This is a genomic window from Gordonia sp. NPDC003376 (genome assembly GCF_053589235.1).
In genome coordinates this window covers 128,732-146,307 of record NZ_JBSFRM010000010.1, presented here as the reverse complement: position 1 = coordinate 146,307, position 17,576 = coordinate 128,732, and the positions used below count along the sequence as shown (strand labels likewise).

At 67.2% G+C, this 17,576-nt stretch carries 16 protein-coding genes; 6 read left to right on the top strand and 10 right to left on the bottom strand.

What is annotated here, in order from left to right; genetic code table 11:
- Positions 1–219 precede the first annotated feature (219 nt).
- The 9 genes from ACWDUA_RS12825 to ACWDUA_RS12785 are packed head-to-tail and all read right to left on the bottom strand — an operon-like array spanning position 220 to position 7,450.
- Positions 220–528 (bottom strand): MGMT family protein, encoded by a 309-nt coding sequence (locus ACWDUA_RS12825; RefSeq protein WP_053778115.1) that lies wholly within the window; start codon positions 526–528, stop codon positions 220–222.
- On the bottom strand, positions 525–1,319 hold the full coding sequence (locus ACWDUA_RS12820; protein WP_449751389.1) for an alpha/beta hydrolase: 795 nt from the start codon (positions 1,317–1,319) through the stop codon (positions 525–527). The genes ACWDUA_RS12825 and ACWDUA_RS12820 overlap by 4 nt, the downstream gene beginning before the upstream one ends.
- A gap of 23 nt (positions 1,320–1,342) precedes the next feature.
- Complete coding sequence (locus tag ACWDUA_RS12815) at positions 1,343–2,602, bottom strand: NAD(P)/FAD-dependent oxidoreductase (protein ID WP_449751388.1); 1,260 nt, start codon at positions 2,600–2,602, stop codon at positions 1,343–1,345.
- Positions 2,599–2,919, bottom strand: a complete 321-nt coding sequence (locus ACWDUA_RS12810) for a 2Fe-2S iron-sulfur cluster-binding protein (protein ID WP_449751387.1) — start codon at positions 2,917–2,919, stop codon at positions 2,599–2,601. Before ACWDUA_RS12810 ends, ACWDUA_RS12815 begins: the two co-directional genes overlap by 4 nt.
- A gap of 40 nt (positions 2,920–2,959) precedes the next feature.
- Positions 2,960–4,447 (bottom strand): glutamine synthetase family protein, encoded by a 1,488-nt coding sequence (locus ACWDUA_RS12805; RefSeq protein WP_449751386.1) that lies wholly within the window; start codon positions 4,445–4,447, stop codon positions 2,960–2,962.
- A 44-nt stretch (positions 4,448–4,491) separates the two neighbouring features.
- Entirely contained in the window at positions 4,492–5,202 is a 711-nt protein-coding gene (locus tag ACWDUA_RS12800; protein ID WP_449751385.1) for a type 1 glutamine amidotransferase, read from the bottom strand.
- Positions 5,199–5,525 (bottom strand): hypothetical protein, encoded by a 327-nt coding sequence (locus tag ACWDUA_RS12795; protein ID WP_449751384.1) that lies wholly within the window; start codon positions 5,523–5,525, stop codon positions 5,199–5,201. Before ACWDUA_RS12795 ends, ACWDUA_RS12800 begins: the two co-directional genes overlap by 4 nt.
- Positions 5,526–5,528: 3 nt before the next feature.
- Entirely contained in the window at positions 5,529–6,128 is a 600-nt protein-coding gene (locus ACWDUA_RS12790) for an aromatic-ring-hydroxylating dioxygenase subunit beta (protein ID WP_449751383.1), read from the bottom strand.
- Positions 6,128–7,450: an aromatic ring-hydroxylating oxygenase subunit alpha gene (locus ACWDUA_RS12785; RefSeq protein ID WP_449751382.1), complete on the bottom strand. Its 1,323-nt coding sequence runs from the start codon at positions 7,448–7,450 to the stop codon at positions 6,128–6,130. The genes ACWDUA_RS12790 and ACWDUA_RS12785 overlap by 1 nt, the downstream gene beginning before the upstream one ends.
- 163 nt (positions 7,451–7,613) lie before the next feature.
- On the opposite strand from ACWDUA_RS12785, the gene ACWDUA_RS12780 reads away from it, so the two are divergent.
- Entirely contained in the window at positions 7,614–8,513 is a 900-nt protein-coding gene (locus ACWDUA_RS12780) for a MurR/RpiR family transcriptional regulator (RefSeq protein WP_449751381.1), read from the top strand.
- A gap of 227 nt (positions 8,514–8,740) precedes the next feature.
- On the opposite strand, the gene ACWDUA_RS12775 is transcribed toward ACWDUA_RS12780, so the two are convergent.
- Positions 8,741–9,535, bottom strand: coding sequence for an IclR family transcriptional regulator (locus ACWDUA_RS12775; protein ID WP_449751380.1), 795 nt, complete (start codon positions 9,533–9,535; stop codon positions 8,741–8,743).
- A 204-nt stretch (positions 9,536–9,739) separates the two neighbouring features.
- On the opposite strand from ACWDUA_RS12775, the gene ACWDUA_RS12770 reads away from it, so the two are divergent.
- The 5 genes from ACWDUA_RS12770 to ACWDUA_RS12750 all read left to right on the top strand — a co-directional run bounded on the left by ACWDUA_RS12770 (position 9,740) and on the right by ACWDUA_RS12750 (position 17,564).
- Positions 9,740–10,924, top strand: a complete 1,185-nt coding sequence (locus tag ACWDUA_RS12770; protein ID WP_449751379.1) for a M24 family metallopeptidase — start codon at positions 9,740–9,742, stop codon at positions 10,922–10,924.
- A 1-nt stretch (position 10,925) separates the two neighbouring features.
- On the top strand, positions 10,926–12,692 hold the full coding sequence (locus tag ACWDUA_RS12765; protein WP_449751378.1) for a hydantoinase B/oxoprolinase family protein: 1,767 nt from the start codon (positions 10,926–10,928) through the stop codon (positions 12,690–12,692).
- Positions 12,693–12,803: 111 nt separating this feature from the next.
- Positions 12,804–14,900, top strand: coding sequence for a hydantoinase/oxoprolinase family protein (locus ACWDUA_RS12760; protein ID WP_449751377.1), 2,097 nt, complete (start codon positions 12,804–12,806; stop codon positions 14,898–14,900).
- A gap of 166 nt (positions 14,901–15,066) precedes the next feature.
- Positions 15,067–16,080, top strand: a complete 1,014-nt coding sequence (locus ACWDUA_RS12755) for a sugar ABC transporter substrate-binding protein (RefSeq protein WP_449751376.1) — start codon at positions 15,067–15,069, stop codon at positions 16,078–16,080.
- On the top strand, positions 16,077–17,564 hold the full coding sequence (locus ACWDUA_RS12750; protein WP_449751375.1) for a sugar ABC transporter ATP-binding protein: 1,488 nt from the start codon (positions 16,077–16,079) through the stop codon (positions 17,562–17,564). Before ACWDUA_RS12755 ends, ACWDUA_RS12750 begins: the two co-directional genes overlap by 4 nt.
- The last annotated feature ends 12 nt before the right edge of the window (positions 17,565–17,576 follow it).

Below are 17,576 nucleotides of genomic sequence, written 5' to 3'. Positions count from 1 at the left end.
GGTTGAGCCGGGACCGAGCATCGCGAGGACCCGTGTCGAAACCTGGTGAGGTGGCGATGTTGGTGACCACCTCGAACGGAGTGGTTGCGTTCCGGGTCGGATCGACCATCAACGGCAACAGCATTGTTTGGTGGTTGAGCCGGGACCGAGCATCGCGAGGACCCGTGTCGAAACCTGGTCAGTCGACGTTGTCGGTGGTCACCTCGAACGGAGTGGTTCTCAGGTGGCCGACGGGATCTCCCACCGGCACTCACGGAGGATCACCTTGCCGTCACGAACGGGCACGCCCTCCTCCCGAAGTCGATCGAGCTGGCGGTGGGCGAGGTGCGGGGCGGGTTTGCCACTCGCCGATATCACCCGATGCCAGGGCAGGTCGGCGCTGTCCGTCCGCATGATCCAGCCGACGACTCGTGGGGACGAAAGATCGGCTGCAGCAGCGAGATCCCCATAGGTACTCACCTGGCCGACGGGGATCGCGGCCACCAGTGCCCGCACCCGCTCCACATCGGCGTCGGTGACCGAACTCATGCCAGCGAACGGACCAGTTCTGCGCACAGCTCCGGTTCCAGGAACGGAACCATGTGTTCACAGTCGGCGTGATGGACGTGGACGGACTCGGGTCGTTCGGTGGCGCATGCGTCGAGGAATCCCGGCCGCACGAACGGTGGGTCGACGCGGTCGGCCACGACCACATGAGTCGGCAACCCCGGGGGCGGCAGCACCGCCGGACGGCTCATCTCACTCCAGGAGGCAGCGGCCATCGGCGCACTCACCCGCCAGCCGACCCGGCCGTGCGGACGCGCGGTGAGATGCTCGGCGATCTCGGCCTCGAGTATCGCGTCGGGTACCGCTGCCCACCCCTCCGCGCGCTTCGCCGCACGGGCGGCGTCGGCGTCGGCATAGTCCCAGTGATCGAGGCTGTCGGTGGCGACCGTCAGTGCGAACTCGGGGTCGAGTCCCTGGGCCGGGTCGAGTAGGACAAGACCCTTGAACACCTCGGGGCGGTGATTGGCCAGGTGGATGGCGAGCGTGCCACCGAACGAATGCCCGACGAGCACCACCGGTTGCGCCGACACCGGGATCGTCGCGTCCACCAACTCCGACAACGCGCGCACATGGTTCTCGATCGCCCACGGCGGGCGCCAGGGGGAACGGCCGTGGCCGATCAGATCCGGTGCCACCACATGCATGTCATGCAGGTAGGTCGCCGACATCGACTCCCAGCGTCGGGCATGGCCGGTCAGTCCGTGTAGGGCCAGGACCGTCGCCGACGCCTGCTCGGGCGGAGGGCCGAAGGCCACCGAATGCAGAATGCTCACCGGCTCATCCTGCCACGGGACACTCACGGCAGGACGAGCTCCTTGAGTGCGACACCCGGATCGGAGGCCCGGGCACCGTCGATCGTCGCGCCGGCGGCAAGAGCCTTCTTCGCCGCCATGTGGTCGCGTGGGTTGTTCACCGTGTCGACCGCGATCAGACGGTCGTCGCGGTAGTACAGGACCGTCAGCCGGTCCGAATCCGATTCGGTCCGAACGACGTACGCGTCATATCCATCGGAGATCCCGACGATCTGCAAGCGCAGGTCGCCCTGGGTCGACCAGAACCACGGCACACCATGCTGCGGTGCCGTCCGCCCGAGCAGGGTATGTGCGGCCGCCCGCCCCTGTTCGGCGGCATTGTTCACCGACTCGATCGTCAGCAGGCCCTCGCCGTGCGGATGCGGCTGGGCGGTACAGTCCCCGGCCGCCATCACCGAGGGATGGGTGGTCCGGGACTCTGCGTCCACGACGATTCCCCGCTCACACCGCAACCCGAGTTCCTCGGCGAGACCGGTGACCGGTACCGCGCCGACGCCGACCACCACAAGGTCCGCCGACAACTCGCTGCCGTCGTCGAGGACGACGCCGCGCACCCGGTCACCGTCACCGGTGAGCGCGGCGACGCCGCTGCGGGTGCGAAGGACGATGCCGGCGGCCTGGTGATGCCGGCCGATGAACTCCGACACCTCCGGGGCCACCACGCGACCCAGGATTCGGTCGGAGGCCTCGACGACGGTCACCGCGGCACCGCGCCTGCGCGCGGTGGCGGCCACCTCGAGACCGATGAAGCCGCCCCCGACGACGACGACCTCAATGGCCTCGTCCAGCGCGGCATGCAGCGCGACCGCGTCGTCGAGCGTCCGGACGGTGTGCACGCCGGCGAACTCGACACCGGGCACCGGCAGGATGCGTGCCACCGACCCGGTGGCGAGGGTCAACCCGTCGAACCCGAGGTGGGAGCCGTCGTCGAGGACGGCTGAACCACCACCGTCGTCGCCGAGGGTGATCCTCTGCACCCGGGCCCCGGTACGGACCTCGATCCCGCGTTCGCCGAAGAACTCCGGTGCTCGCAGGATCACATCCGCCGGTTCGGCCGACCCGTCGAGCAATCCCTTGGACAGCGGCGGCCGGTGATACGGCAGGTGTGGTTCGTCGCCGACCATGGTGATCGGTCCGTCATAGCCCAAGTCGCGCAACGTGATCGCGACCGTGAGGCCGGCCTCCCCGGTGCCGACGACCAGCTGGCCGCGCGGTGCCGGGGTGGCGGCCACATCGGCGTTCACTGCTCGTCCGCGATGGTCAGGACGAGTCCGTCGAGCTCGTCGGTCATCCGGATCTGGCAGCACAACCGGCTGTTGGCCCGTGCCGCGGTGACCGCATCCTCGAGCATCTCCTCCTCGAAGTCCTCGGCCGATCCGGTGATCGGGAGGAATGCCTCGTCGACGAACACGTGGCACGTGGCACACGAGAGCCCACCACCGCATTCACCGACGATGCCGGGCACGCCGACACGCACCGCGGTCTCCATGGCGGAGGCACCGACCTTGGTGTCGACGGCGTGCCGATTGCCGTCCGGGCTGATGAAGGTGATGGTGGGCACCGTGTTTCCTCTCGGTCGAAACAGATGTGGCCGGGGCGGGTCAGAACAGTTCGAAGTACTCGCGGTGCTCCCAGTCGGTGACCCCGTTGACATAGGTCGACTCGTCCGGGTTGGCCTGCATCCACGTGTCAAAACGTTCGATCTCACTGCGTTTCATGGTGACCAGGTAGTCGATGAAGCCGTCGCCGAAAACCTTTCGGAAGAAGGCGTCCTCGTCCAGGGCGGTCACCGCCTCGGCGAGGGTGGCGGGCAGTCGCTCGACGTCGGCGGTGTAGGGGTCCTCGCTCACCGGACCCGGATCGATCTTGTTGAGCATGCCGTCGAGGCCCGCCACCGCCTGCGACGCGATGTACAGGTACGGGTTGGCCGCGGAGTCGCCGACGCGGTTCTCGACGTGCGACGCCGAGTCGTTGGGCGCGGAGATGACGCGCATCATGGCGGCACGGTTGTCCTGGCCCCAGGCCAGACGATCGGGTGCCAGTGAGTACGGCCGCCGACGGCGGTAGCCGTTGATGGTGGGTGTGGTGAACACCGATGCGGCCGCGCCGTGGGCGAGCGTACCGCCGACGTAGTGGGTACCCAGCTCCGACAGCGGTGCGTCGTCGGTCGGAACCATCAGGTTCTTGCCGCTGTTGATGTCGGCGACGGAAGTGTGCAGGTGCCAGCCGTTGGCGTAGAAGCCGGCGATCGCCGGGGTGCACATGAACGAGGCGAGGTAGCCGTTGCGCTTGGCGATCTGCTTGGTCGTGGTGCGGAACAGGGCGGCCGAGTCTGCGGCGGCGAGAGCGTCGAGGATGTCGAAGGTGGTCTCCATCTGGCTCGGTGCCCACTCGTCGTCGAAGGACCGCAGGGGCAGCCCCATCTCGGTGAGTGCGCGGCGGATCGGGCGCAGGATGTCGTCGACCTCGTCGAGGTGGTCGAGGAGCAGATAGTTGTATCCGCGGGCGACGGGGCGCACGGTGGGTGGATCGGCGGGTGAGCCGGGGGCACCGAGCGACCCGGTCGCCAGGCCGTCGTCGACCAGCTTGGTCAGGTACCACTCCATCTCGACACCGGCGATCAGCTGACATCCGTTGTCGGCCATGGCCTTCAGTGCCTGCTTGAGGATGCTGCGCGGGGCCAGTGGGAACGGCTTGCCGTTGGTCATGTACAGGTCGCAGAACACCAGCGCGGTCTTCTCTGCCCACGGCAGGATGGTGAAGGTGGCCGGGTCGGGCACCATCTTGACGTTGGGGCTGCCGCCGAGGCCGTCGATGGTGAAGCCGCCGTCGGGGGAGAACGGGTTGAGCACGATCGCATTGGCGGTGTCGAAGAAGAACGGTGCCATGGTGATCTCGTTGCCTGCCTCGAGCGCCGCCAGATAGGCCGGCACGGTCAGGGCCTTTCCGCGCAACAGACCGTGCTGATCGGGCCATACCAACCGGACGAGCTCGATGCCTTCGCGGCTGATGGTCTCGATGGTGCGTTCGGCGGCCCGGTGCTCCTCGGGGCCGTACAGGCCGTACTTCTCGATGAACTTGGCGGACATGGCGATCTCCTCTGAGTGAAAGGGCTGGGACGGGTTGGGGTGGATCAGGCCGGGCGGGTTTCGGTCGGGACGGGATCGGAGGGCGTGCTCGCCGCGGGCAGCGTATCCAGCCACCTGGTGAGCAGTCGTTCTCCGGGGGTCGGCGCGATCATTGTGTGCGCGACCAGTTCACGAAGGGCAGCAACATCGATACCGAATCGGGAGAGCTTGTCGGTCTCGATGGCCAGCAGCCCGTCGATCCCGGCCGCGTCGAGTTCGGGATGGAACTGGATCGCGGTGGAGGTGCCGAGCCGCCACGCCTGCCGGTAGCGGTGGGTCGTGGCCAGCACCTGGGCGCCGTCGGGTGGTTCGGCGGTGTCGGTATGGAAGGAGAAATACGTTCCGGCCCAGTCGGTGTCACCGGCGACATCGATGAGACCACACTCCAGGCCGCCCTCGCCCGGGGCGGTGGTCCCGCCGAGTGCCTCGGCAAGCAGATGCGACCCCAGGCACAGACCGAGAATCGGGATCGACCGTCCGTGCGCTGCCCGGAGGAAGGCGATCTCGTCGGCGAGGTAGGGATTCGCCTGCTTGTCGTAGGCGCTCTGTGGGCCTCCGAGCACCACCAGCGCCTGGACGTCGTCGAGGTCGGGAAGTGCGTCACCGGTTGCCGGACAGACGATCTCGGGTGTCCAGCCGGCGCGTCGGGCGACGGTGTCGAGGACCGTGAACGACGGCTCGGCGATGTGGACGATGACGGGCAGTCGCCGGGTCATTGCGGTGGCCTCGGATCGATCGGCGTGCGCCACGGTTCCCAGAGGTCGGTTTCGGCGAGTGCGGCGAGCAGTTCCTCCGCGCCGAGCCGGTCGACGGCGACCCAGTCCCGACCGGGGGTGACGGCGTACGGGGTGTAGTCCCAGAACCGCAGTGTACGAACGTGGTCGATGAGTGGCTGCAGGGATGTGACCTGGCGCTCGAGGCGACGCACCCGTGTCCGCAACAGGACCAGTTCACGCCGCATCCGGGCGTGCTCCTCGGCTTCGACCGGCACGTCGGCGCCGGACGGGGAACCGATGACGGGGGAGGACGATTCACTCATCGGTCAGAACACCAGGGTGAGGTTCTCGTGGTACTGCTCGGAGTCGATCAGGTTGATCGCCTTCATCCGGATCCGCCACTCGTCGCCGACCCGGCGAAGTACGTGGCCGTAGTGGCCGGCGTAGGTCTTCGAGACGCCCGCACGGAACTCGTGCAGGACGAAGTTGGAGCGGATCATCCGCAGTCCGTCGACGTCGTCGATGGTCTCGACGTTGCCGATGGTGCGGCGGGTGCGCGACGGCGGGAGCTGGCTGTAGGCCAGACCGGTCCGCAGCCAGTACACGCGGTCGGTGAGACGGCGGTGGTCGTCGAAGGCATGGCCCGCCTCCAGACGTGGGTCGCCGCCGCCCGGCGTCACCGGTACCCAGTAGAGGCAGTCGCCGGCGAACAACTCGAGCCAGTCGTTGAACCGGCCGTCGTCGATCAGACGGGCCTCGTGGGTCAGGAACGACTGTGCCTGATGCCAGTCGGCGATCGACGCCTGCGGCCAGTCGTCGGACAGGGTGGCGCGGTAGCGATCGAGATCGTCATACCACTCGGGGTCGACGTGGTACGACCACGAGCTGGTGTCGGTGTATCGGTCGGGAAGGTTGTCGAGTCTCATCAGAGTTCTCCTCGCATCCGCCGCAGCCACTCCTCGTAGTAGCCGCGCGCGTGGATCTCGTCGGTGACCGCACTCATGATCACGCCGTCGTCGGTGATCGACTGCCAGCCGGTGACGTCGAGGCCGCGGTTCATGTATATCCACTCGGCTTCGGGTGCGGCCAGACCGCGTTGTGCCTCTTCGAAGTTCGCCTGGTCATCGGGTTCACCGAAGGCCGGGAAGTCCTCCTGCGTGCGCATGCGCATGGTGTTGATCTCATCGGGTACCCCACCGATGGTGGTGTGATGCCAGGTGAGCTGGGTCCGGTCGATTGCCTGCGGCTCGATCACCTGGACCTGGTTGCCGATGATCAGGAGGTTGGGGAAGATGTTCAGGTTGATCTGGGCACCGACGCACAGGTCGAGCAGCCGGTCGGCATCGTCGCCGTGGGTCGTACGGATGTGTTGCTCGAAGCTCTCGCGTCCGGGCTGGGGCCGCTGGTTGGCCCAGAAGCTGCCCGTCCCTTCATAGTTCGGCCGCTGGTCGATCACGCTGTGACCGTTGCCGAGGGAGTAGACCCGCATGGGTCCCTCGTCGGGGGTCTTTCCGAAGTAGGCCATGTCCTTGCCCTCGCCCATGCGGCCGGCCATGTCGAGCAGGGAACGGTGTGAGAACGCGGGGTGGTAGCCGTCGCCCGAGTTGTCGAAGGCCAGCTTCCAGTTGCCGCGGTAGCCCATCCGTGAGGTCCCCGCACGCAGGAACACCTCCTTGGTGGGAGCTCGGTCGATCCAGTAGTCGATCCACGGGCGGGCGTGGCCGAGCCAGTCGGTGACGTTCGGGGCCTCGGCGTTCATCGTGCCGAAGACGAAGCCGCGATAGGTCTCCACGCGGATGGTCTGCAGACCGAATCGGGACTTGTCGAAGTCGGCGTAGCCCTGGGGCCAGGGCGCGCCCACCAGCTCACCGGTGTTCCGGAAGGTCCACCCGTGATAGGGGCACTGGAAGCTCTTGGCCTTGCCGGATTCCTCGCGGCAGACGGTGGCCGCGCGGTGGGCGCAGCGGTTGAACACCGCGTGCAGGTCGCCCGCGCGATCACGGGTGACGATCACCGGGCGCAGGCCCATTCGCACCGAGCGAAACGAATACGGCTCGGGCAGTTGGGATTCGTGGGCGAGATACACCCAGGACTCCCCGCCGAAGACCTTGACCATCTCCTCGTCGAAGACGGATTGTTCGGTGTAGAGGGTGCGGTGGATGCGGTCTTCCTGCACCAGATCGGACCAGTGGTCGATGTGCTGGGGCAGGTCCCGTGTGGAGTGGTCGAGATTGTCGTGAAGTGTCATTGCCTCATCCTTTTGCGGCTGTGCTGCAACGGTGAAGACGTTACAAACATTACGTTGGGTTTGTCAGGCGTAACGAGTAAAACGTTTGTTACGGATCTCGGTCACTGCCGTGACCTGGAGGTCAGTGGCGCGCCGGCGGCCACGAACCCCTAGAATTCGTGTCATGGCAGGGGTTGTTCCCACCGAGGGGACTGTCGCGCAACGGATCCGGAAGGTCCGGCACACACTGGCGCCGGGCGAGCTGCGGGTTGCCGAGGCGCTCACCGACGCGTATCCGACGGCTGGGCTCGTCCCGATCGCCCAACTCGCAGCGGAGGCCGCGGTCAGCGCACCGACCGCTCTGCGACTGGTCGGCAAACTCGGGTTCGGTGGCTATGGAGCATTCCAGGATGCCCTGCGTGCCGAGGTCCAGACCCAGTACTCGCCGGTCGCCGTCTACCCGGAACCGGGTTCTGACGCCGGCGGGAACGGGCATCCGGACGAATCGCCGCTGGCCACGGCTGCGGCGGGCTATTCCGACGGACTGCGCGCGACCTTCAAGGGAATCGCGCCCGACGAACTCGAGCGGGCGGTCGCGGCGCTCGCCGACGGTTCGCGAAGCGTGATGGTGGTCGGTGGCCGTTTCACCGAGGTGCTGGCCATTCAGCTGTTCCAGTACCTGCGGATCCTGCGTCCCGGAGTCACCCTGGTGCCGGCCTCGTCGGCCGGGCACATGACCTCGATGATCGACGTCGACGCGAACACCGTTGCGGTGGTCTTCGACTACCGGCGCTACCAGCAGACGACCATCGAATGGGGGATCGGGGCGATCGAACGTGGTGCCGAGGTGATCCTCGCGACCGACGTGTACCTGTCGCCGCTGGCGTCCCGGGCGCAACTGGTGCTGCCCACCAGTCACGCCGGGCTCGGGCCGTTCGACTCGCTGGCCCACGGTTTCGTGCTCACCGAACTGCTGGTCGCGATGGTCGCCAAGGAACTCGGCGCACCGGCCCGTGACCGGCTCGCGGCGTTCGAGGACCTGCACCTGGCCGAGGAGGCCCGCCGCCGCCGGGCCGGGCGCTGAGGCGCCCGCCGTCGCGGAGACGGCGATGTGGTGGGGGGTCATGGACGTCCTCGATCCGCAGCGGGCGAGGCCGGGGCTGCGGCGTCACCGTGATCTGGGCGGTGGCGCGTCCTCGGGCCACTGCATCAGGGTGCAGGAAACGCTAGGTCCACCGGCCGGTCGAGGCCATGCCGTGGGGCGCAATTCCCTTGTGCCGAATTCGTCCCCCGGGTGCATCGGCGACGGGCTCACGTGCCCGGCGCAGACGACCCGGCCAGCTGTGCGAGCTCGTTCTCGGTGCGTTCGACGGCGATCCGCAGTGCGTCGACGTACTCCGGCAGGCTCGTGCGATCGAAGCGGGAACTGGGGATCGCCAGCGAGATCGCGAACACGGGCCGGCCGTAGGCGTCCTTGGCGCACACCGCAACTCCGTCGACACCCTGCGCCGACTCCTCGATGCTGATCGCGTAGCCACGGCTGCGGACCGCGGCGAGATGACGTTTGAGTGATCGCAGACTCCCGATCCGGGATGCCCGGGCCGGTGGAAGTCCCTGCGCGAAAACGTCTTCGAGCTGCCGGTTGGTCAACTCCGAGAGCAGTGCCTTGCCGGCGGCCGACGCGTAAGCGGGTACCTTGTCCCACCGGTCGGGGCTGACATGCGACGGAGCCGATCCCTCCACGCCGTCCACCCACCGCAGCAGCGGACCCTGCCGAACCCACACATGCACGGTCTCGCCGAAGCGTCGGCTCAGGTCCTCGATCAGTGGACGCACGCATATCCGCAGGTCACCGATGTTGATCGGGCGCGCCTCGTCGGGCCGGAACTCGGGGCCCAGCCGGTAGCGACGCTGGCTGTCCTGCACCGCATAGCCGTCGAAGCACAGCGCGCTGAGCAGGCGGTGGGCCGTCGACGGCACCACGCCCAGTAGTTCTGCGGCGTCCTTGACGCCGAGCACACCTCCGTCGCGCAGGGCGGTGAGCAGGATCAGCGCCCGGTGTACGGAGTCGACCGGTGGGGTCGTCGGGATGTCGGAATTCGCCACAACGAAAAAAATAGCGGGCGTCGTTGTGACCGCAATCCGAAACGGCATAACGTCGTCGCACATCCCCGATGGGCGACGTCCCATTTCACACTCCCGGAGTCGACGCGGACACCGGCTCGGTTTCCGGGATGCCCCCGCATCCGCCCTGATGGGCCGGCACTCGTCGTAGGCCCCGCAGATCCGACCGCACAGAGAGGTGTTCTGATGTCCCATTCACTCGCCGAGCGTGATCGCCGTTGGGCATTGCTCAACAAGGCGATGGCCGATCACGGGCTCGACGCACTGGTGTTCGCGGCCAATGACTACCGTGGCCACAAGGGGTCGCTGCGCTATGTCGCCGACTACAACCTGTGCCACCGTTCCGGCCATGCGGTGATGTTCCGTGACAGCGAACCGATGCTGGTGCTGTCGGGCAATCTGATCGGCGCCCGCAAGCCGTCGTCGGGCTGGGTGTCCGACTATCGGTTCCCGCCGACCATTTCCGACGGCCTGGTCGACGCCTTCCGCCGGCGCCCCCGCTTCGACCGGGTGGGCGTGATCGGTCTCGAACACGTGATGAAGGTCGGTGAGTACCTGGCCCTCACCGAGGCCTACCCGCGTGCCCAATTCGTCGACTTCACACAGGAATTCGAGCTGATCAGGGCGGTCAAGAGCGACGTGGAGATCGCCGGCGCCGAGGAGTCGGCGTACATCCTCGACCAGTGCTTCGCCCGACTGCTCGAGATCGCGCGTCCGGGCATCACCGAGCGCGAGATCGCCTCCGAGATGTATCGTGTCGGATACCAGCTCGGTGGTGAGGACCCGCTGTTCCTGTCGATGCACACCGACATCGACAATCAGCACAGCCACTCCACCTTCGGTGCTCCCCGCGATCGCGTGCTCGGCGGCCACGACATCCATACGTTCTCCTTCGAGATCGTCGGACCGTTGGGCTACTGGACCGAATTGTCGCGAATGGTCACCTTCGCCCGACCGGACGAGGTCACCGAACGCATGGCCTGCGCGGTGACCCACGGGATCACCGGCGGCACCACGGCGATGGTCCCGGGCGTCCTGCCCGGCGACATCCAGCGTCGGGTCCTCGATGGCGTCGAAGCCCAGGGGGCACGGTCGTCGTACTGGTCGGGTCACTCACTCGGCCTCGATGTCCTGGAACAGCCGATGATCGGTCTCGATGTGGTGGAGGATCCCGATCAGACACATGCCAACGCCATCGAGGCGGGCATGGTGTTGACCCTGCATCCGATGGTCCAGGACAACGACGACATCGCGAGCGGTTACATGGCGGACACATTCGTGGTGGAAGCTCAGGGGAGCCGGAAGCTCTCCGAACACCCCACAGGTCTATATCGCATTTCTCGAGGAGAGGTATCGGTCAATGAGTTCTGAGATGAGTAGCGTCACAACCGATCATGAGGTCTCAGGGGTCGACCCGATCACCGCATCGGTGCTGCAGCGCAGAGTCGATTCCATCACCAAGGAGATGGCGACGATGCTCATGCGCTCGTCGCGTTCGCCGATCTTCAACGAGATCGGTGACCTGGTGACGGTGATCTTCGACCGCAAGGGCAACACCCTGGCCCAGGCCGAGTTCGCGGCGATCATCGCCTTCGGTGCCCACCCGTCGCTGGAGTACATCATCGACTACTTCGGTGACGACATCCACGAGGGCGACGTCATCATGCACAACGACGTCTATCACGGCGGCAACCAGAACGCCGACACCGGCATCTACGTGCCGGTGTTCGCGGACGGCGAGCTCGTCGGGTGGACCGCGGCCAAGGGGCACCTCGCCGACATCGGTGGCATGACCGCCGGCGGCTACAACCCCAACGCCCGCGACATCTGGCAGGAAGCACTCCGCATCCCGCCGGTCAAGCTCGTCGACAAGGGCGTCCCCCGCAAGGACGTCTGGGACCTGATCTCGGCCAACATCCGTTTCGACTTCGTGATGGAGGACGTCCGGGCGATGATCGGCTGCTGCACCGTGGGCGGCCGTCGTCTGGTCGAGGTGGTCAACCGGTACGGGCTGTCGGAGTACGACTCGCACTGGGAGTACATCATCGACAGCTCCCGCCGCCAGGTGCGCGCCGAGGTGGGCCGCTGGCCCGACGGCCGCTACCACGGCGAGAGCTTCATGACCTCAGACGGATTCGACACCACCAGGAAGTACAAGATCGCCGTCGACATCGAGATCGAGGGCGAGGAGATCCTCTTCGACTTCACCGGCAGTGACGATCAGGCACCCGGCATCACCAACATGCCGGCGGCCGCGGCCAAGGGTGCGGTGCGGATCGCATTCCTGATGCTGATGGCCGCGGGCGGTATCCGTATCCCCACCAACCAAGGACTGTTCGACCCGATCGAGACGCGATTCCGCAAGGGATCGATCATCGACCCGAAGTTCCCGGCCGCCACCATCTATGGCAACCAGCTCAGCGACGAGGTGGTCGAGGCGATCATGCTAGCGCTCGCCGACGTCCTGCCCGACCGCGTGACGGCCGGCTGGAACAAGTACATGTGCACCGCGACCAACGGCGTCGACCCGCGCACCGGTGAACCGTTCGGCACCTTCACCGTCTTCCAGCGCACCGGGCCCGGCGGCGTGCAGGGGCAGGACGGTTGGGATGCGCTGGGCTTCACCGGAACTGCCGGCCAGATGCGCGCACCGGACCCGGAGATGCTCGAACTGACGAGTCCGCTGTTCCTGGAATACCATGAGTACCTCCCGGATTCGGCCGGGGCGGGAGAGTTCCGCGGCGGGCTCGGTACGCGCTCGGCGTGGCGCTCCTACGGCGAGGGGCAGATCGGCGTGACCCTTGCCGACAACATGGCCGCCGAGGGGGCGTTTCCCGCCCGCGGCATGTTCGGCGGACACGACTCGGGACTCAACGCGCTGACCCTCCACTTCCCTGACGGCACCGTCAAGGAGTGGGGCTCCAAGGAGATCGTCGACCTCCCGCCGGGCACCCGCGTCGTCTCCAGCGCCGGAGGCGGCGCAGGTTACGGCGACCCCAAGAAGCGCCCGGCCGAGAAGGTCGTCGCCGAGGTCGGGGCCGAGATCCTCTCGGTGGAATCGGCCCGCGACGACTACGGGGTGGCGCTGACCGCCGACGGCCTGCTCGACGAGGCGCTGACCGCCCGGCTGCGCGGCTGACGCCGGCACCTCCCGGGAGGGTCGGGCCGCATGGACCCCCGCCTCTCCCTCAGAACAAAACACACTCACGCACAAGACTTCTCAGACTCTCTCCATGAGGCAGGACCCACGATGAGCATCAAGATCGGAATCGACGTCGGTGGTACCTTCACCGACTTCCTGGTGATCTATCCCGACGGCCGCCGCCGCATCCACAAGACGAGCTCGGTGCCCTCCGACCCGCCGCAGGCGGTCTACAACGGGCTCACCGAACTCGCCGCGATCGAGCAGAAGCCGATCAAGCAGTTCGTGGCCGAGATCGGCCTGATCGTGCACGGCACCACGGTCACCACCAACGCCCTGCTGACCCGCCGCGGACCCAAGACCGCGATGCTGGTGACCGAGGGGTTCCGCGACGTCCTGCCGATGCGGCACGGCACCCGCGAGGAACCGTACGACAACCGGCTCGCACAGCCCGAACCGCTCACCCCGCGTGATCTGCGCCTGCCGGTCGGTGGCCGTGTCGACTACCAGGGAACCGAACTCACCCCGTTGTCGGAGGACGCGGTGTACGCGGCCGCGGAGAAACTGAAGGACGAGGCCGTCGAGGCGGTCGCCATCTCGTTCATGCACTCGCACGCCAATCCGGCGCACGAGCAGCGTGCCGCCCAGATCGTCGCCGAGGTACTCGGGGACGTCTACGTGACGCAGTCGGCCGAACTGCTCGCCGCCGCCCGCTACTACGAGCGATCGAGCGCGGCGGTGCTGAATTCCTATGCAGGACCGATCATCACCCGCTACCTGGCCACCCTGACCGAACTCCTCGACTCGGTGGAGTTCTCCGGCATCCTGCTGATGATGCAGTCCAACGGTGGCGTCGCCACCCCCACCGAGTTCGCCAAGCGGGCCGCACTCTCGCTGCTGTCCGGGCCGGCATCCGGACCCACCGCGGGTCTGCTGGTGGTGGGAGAGCACGGCTGGGACTCCTGCCTCACCGTGGACATGGGCGGAACCAGCTTCGACGCCGCAGTGGTCAAGGGCGGCAAACCACTGATCATGACCGACGGTGAGATCGACCGCTGGTCGATCCCGTTACCCGCGGTCGACATTCACACCATCGGCGCCGGGGGCGGCTCGATCGCCGCGGTCGACGAGGGTGGCATGCTCAACGTCGGTCCCCAGAGTGCAGGTGCCGCACCGGGTCCCGCATGCTACGGCCGCGGGGGCGTGAATGCCACCACCACCGACGCCGACGTCGTGCTGGGCTACCTCGACCCGGGCAGTTTCCTCAACGGCCAGATGAGTCTGGACCGTGAGGCGTCGATCGAGGCCATCCGCAAGGATGTCGCGGAGCCCCTGGGACTGTCGGTGCTCGAGGCCGCGGCCGGCATCTACGAGATGGTCAACGTGTCGATGGCCACCGGCGTCCGCGACATCACCGTGCGCCGCGGTCTGGACCCGCGCGACTTCCCGATCGTCGTCGCCGGCGGCGCCGGCCCGGTGCACGCAGCGGCCATCGCCAACGAGCTCGAGATCCCGGTCCTGATCACTCCGCGCGACTCATCGATCTTCTGTGCTGCGGGCATGCTGGTGTGTGACTTCAAGCATGACCACGTGCAGAGCGTCAACGAGCGTTTCGACGCGCTCGACCGGAACGGACTGGCCACCATCTGGAAGCGGATGGCGACCGAGGGCATGCAGACCCTGCTCGCCGAGGGCGTCTCCGAGTCGGCGGTCACCTTCGAGCCCGCCCTCGACATCCGATACAAGGGTCAGTGGTACGAACTGACCATCCAGGCCGATCCGTCGGTGATCGAGAACCCGGACCTCGATGCTGTGGCCGCAGCGTTCCATGCCGAGCACGACACCCTCTTCGGCTACAACAACCCGGACATGCCGATGGAGGTCCTCAACATCCGGTTGTCGGCGGTCGGGCGCACCTCCGACGAGCGCATCAGCCTCAGCTCGCAGGTGTCGGTGGGTATGCCGGAGCGACCCGGACGCCGCGAGATGTACTCGCCGCTGGGCAAGGCGATGGTCGAGGTGGACGTGCACCAGGGCTCGTCCATGGGCCCGGGAACACAGGTCTCCGGACCCACGATCATCGAACTGGGCACCACCACCATCATCGTGCTCGACCAGTACGACTGCGTCGTCGACCAGTCCGGCTCGTTCGTGATGTACCTGCGCGACCGAGCCGACGAGGTCCGGACCCGACTGAAGCTCTGATCGACATCCGCTGAACACATCTCTCTGATCCCCGGGTGGACCGGCAGTCCACCCGGGGACTCTTCCCCCTCCCACGTCGGTATCCGACGCGGGCCGGTCGACGCCGCCCGAAAGTCCCCAACGGCGGGACCACCGCCCGGTCCCCACATCCGAGGAGAGCCACCCCATGATCGCCAGATTCCGGAAATCCCTTGCCGTGCTGTTGTTGACGGTTCTCGCGGCCGCCGCCCTCACAGCCTGCGGCAGCAATTCCTCGTCCGGCGGGATCGTCGTCGGCTATGCCGGTGCCATCCAGTCCAACCCGAACAACAAGGCCGTCGAGGACGGACTCCGCAAGCAGGTGGAGGCCGAGGGCGGGTCGCTGATCGTCACCGACGCCCAGTTCGACGCGAGCAAGCAGCTCACCGACGTCCGATCGCTGATCGCGCAGAAGGTCGATGCGCTGGTGATCTGGCCGATCGACCCCCAGGGCCTGCAGTCGGCGGTCCACCAGGCGAAGGACGCCGGCATCCCGGTCCTGGTACAGAGCACCACCGAGGGTGGCCCGTACACCTCGAACTTCGCCGAGGACGACGCCGGTGCGGCCGCCGCCGCGGCCGACGTGATCCGCGAGAAGACCGGTCCCGGAGCAGGTGTCGCGATGATCGAGGGCATGCCCGTGGTGTCGGTGCTGGCCGACCGCAACAACGCCTTCGCCGCTCGCGCCGGTGAGGTGGGTCTCGAGATCGTCGCCCGCCAGGTCAACGAGAAGGACACCGCCGACGGTGCACGTCCGATCGTCGACGCCTGGAAGACCGGTCTGGGCGACGAGATCAAGGGCATCTTCGCCTACAACGATCCGAGTGCACTCGGTGCCGTATCGGCCGTGGGCGGCTCCTTCCGGCCCGTCGTGGTCGGCATGAACGGTTCGCCCGAGGGTGTCGCCGCCGTGAAGAGCGGGCGTCTGTTGGCCACGTTCGACTTCCACCCCGTGCAGCAGGGTCTGGGTCTGGGCTACGCGGCGATCCGCGCGGCCAAAGGCGAGAAACTGCCGGAGACCGTCACCATCCCGGCGACGATGATCACCGTCGAGAATGCCGGTTCGTGGGTGTCGGTGGAGGACGAACTGGCTGCCGATTCGCAGGTGGCGATCGTGACCGAGAACGGTGGGTCCGTGCTGAAGGTGACCTCCAAGCCATGACGGTCGTGATGCGGTCGATCACCAAGCGCTACGGGCGGGTGGTCGCACTCGACGGGGTGGGGGTCGGGATCGGCGACGGTGAGATCGTCGCCGTCGCCGGTGAGAACGGTTCCGGAAAATCGACCCTGATGAAGGTCTTGGCCGGAGTCGTGTCCGCCGACGGCGGGACCATCGAGATCGACGGTACGCCGGTGCGATGGCGCAATCCGCTGGATGCGGCCCGTTCCGGGATCGCTCTCGTCCCTCAGGAACCCGCCCTCTTCGACGAGCTGCGGGTGTACGAGAACGTGACCACTCCGCTGTTGCGCGGCGCGGCGTGCATGGTGATGGGCCGTCGTCGGCTCGTCGATCGGTGCCGTGCGGCGTTCGAAAGGCTCGGGATCACCGACATCGACCCGATGGCGACCCTCGGGTCGCTCAGCGTGGCCGACCAGAGCCGGACCGCACTGGCCCAGGCTCTGGTGACCGCTCCGCGGGTCCTGATCCTCGATGAGTCGACCAGCCGGCTCGGTGCGGCAGACGCCGAGGCGATGCTCGGATCTGTGCGGGCACTGCGTGATCAGGGGATGTCCGTGGTGATCATCACTCACCGCATCTCGGAGATGACGTCCACCGCCGACCGGGTCACCGTCTTGCGCGACGGCACACATGTCGGAGATCTCGACGCCGCGGGGCTCACCGAGGCGGAGCTGGTGCGAATGATGGTGGGCCGCGACATCGCGGCCCGGATCGGGTCGGCGAGCGAGCCGGGTGCGGTGGTGCTGGACGTCGACGGACTCGTCGTGCAGGGCACCACCGAACCGGTGTCGCTGACCCTGCGCGCCGGTGAGACCGTCGGCCTCGCAGGCCTTGTCGGCGCCGGGCGCACCGAACTGCTGGAGACCCTCGCCGGGGCGCGGCGGCGCATCGGCGGGACCGTCGCGGTGGCCGGGATCCCGGTCGGTACCGGGATCGGCAACGCCCGCCGGGCAGGGATCGGGCTGGTGCCCGAAGACCGTGGGGCACAAGGGCTGGTGCGGTCGGCGTCCGTGCACGAGAATCATACGCTCGGTTCGCTGCACTGGCATGCGCCTGTCCGGCATCGGACCATGCATGACCGAACCCGGTCGGCCATAGCGTCGTTCGGTGTGAAGACCGACGACATCCACGTTCCGGTGTCGGCGCTGTCGGGTGGCAATCAGCAGAAGGTGGTGGTGTCCCGGGTGCTCGCGCAGGATCCACGGATACTGCTGCTCGACGAGCCCAGTCGCGGCATCGACGTCGGTGCCCGCGAGGAGATCTACACGATCATCGGTCGGCAGGCCGCACTCGGGATGGGCGTGCTCGTCGCGTCGTCGGAGATCGCGGAGCTGCTCGCGGTGTGCGATCGCGTTCTCGTGATGCGGGACCGGCGGATCGTCGGCGACCTGTGCGGAGACGACCTGACCGAGGACAACATTGGACGGCTCAGTGCCGGTATGAGGGAGACGATCGATGTCGGTTGACGAACGACGATC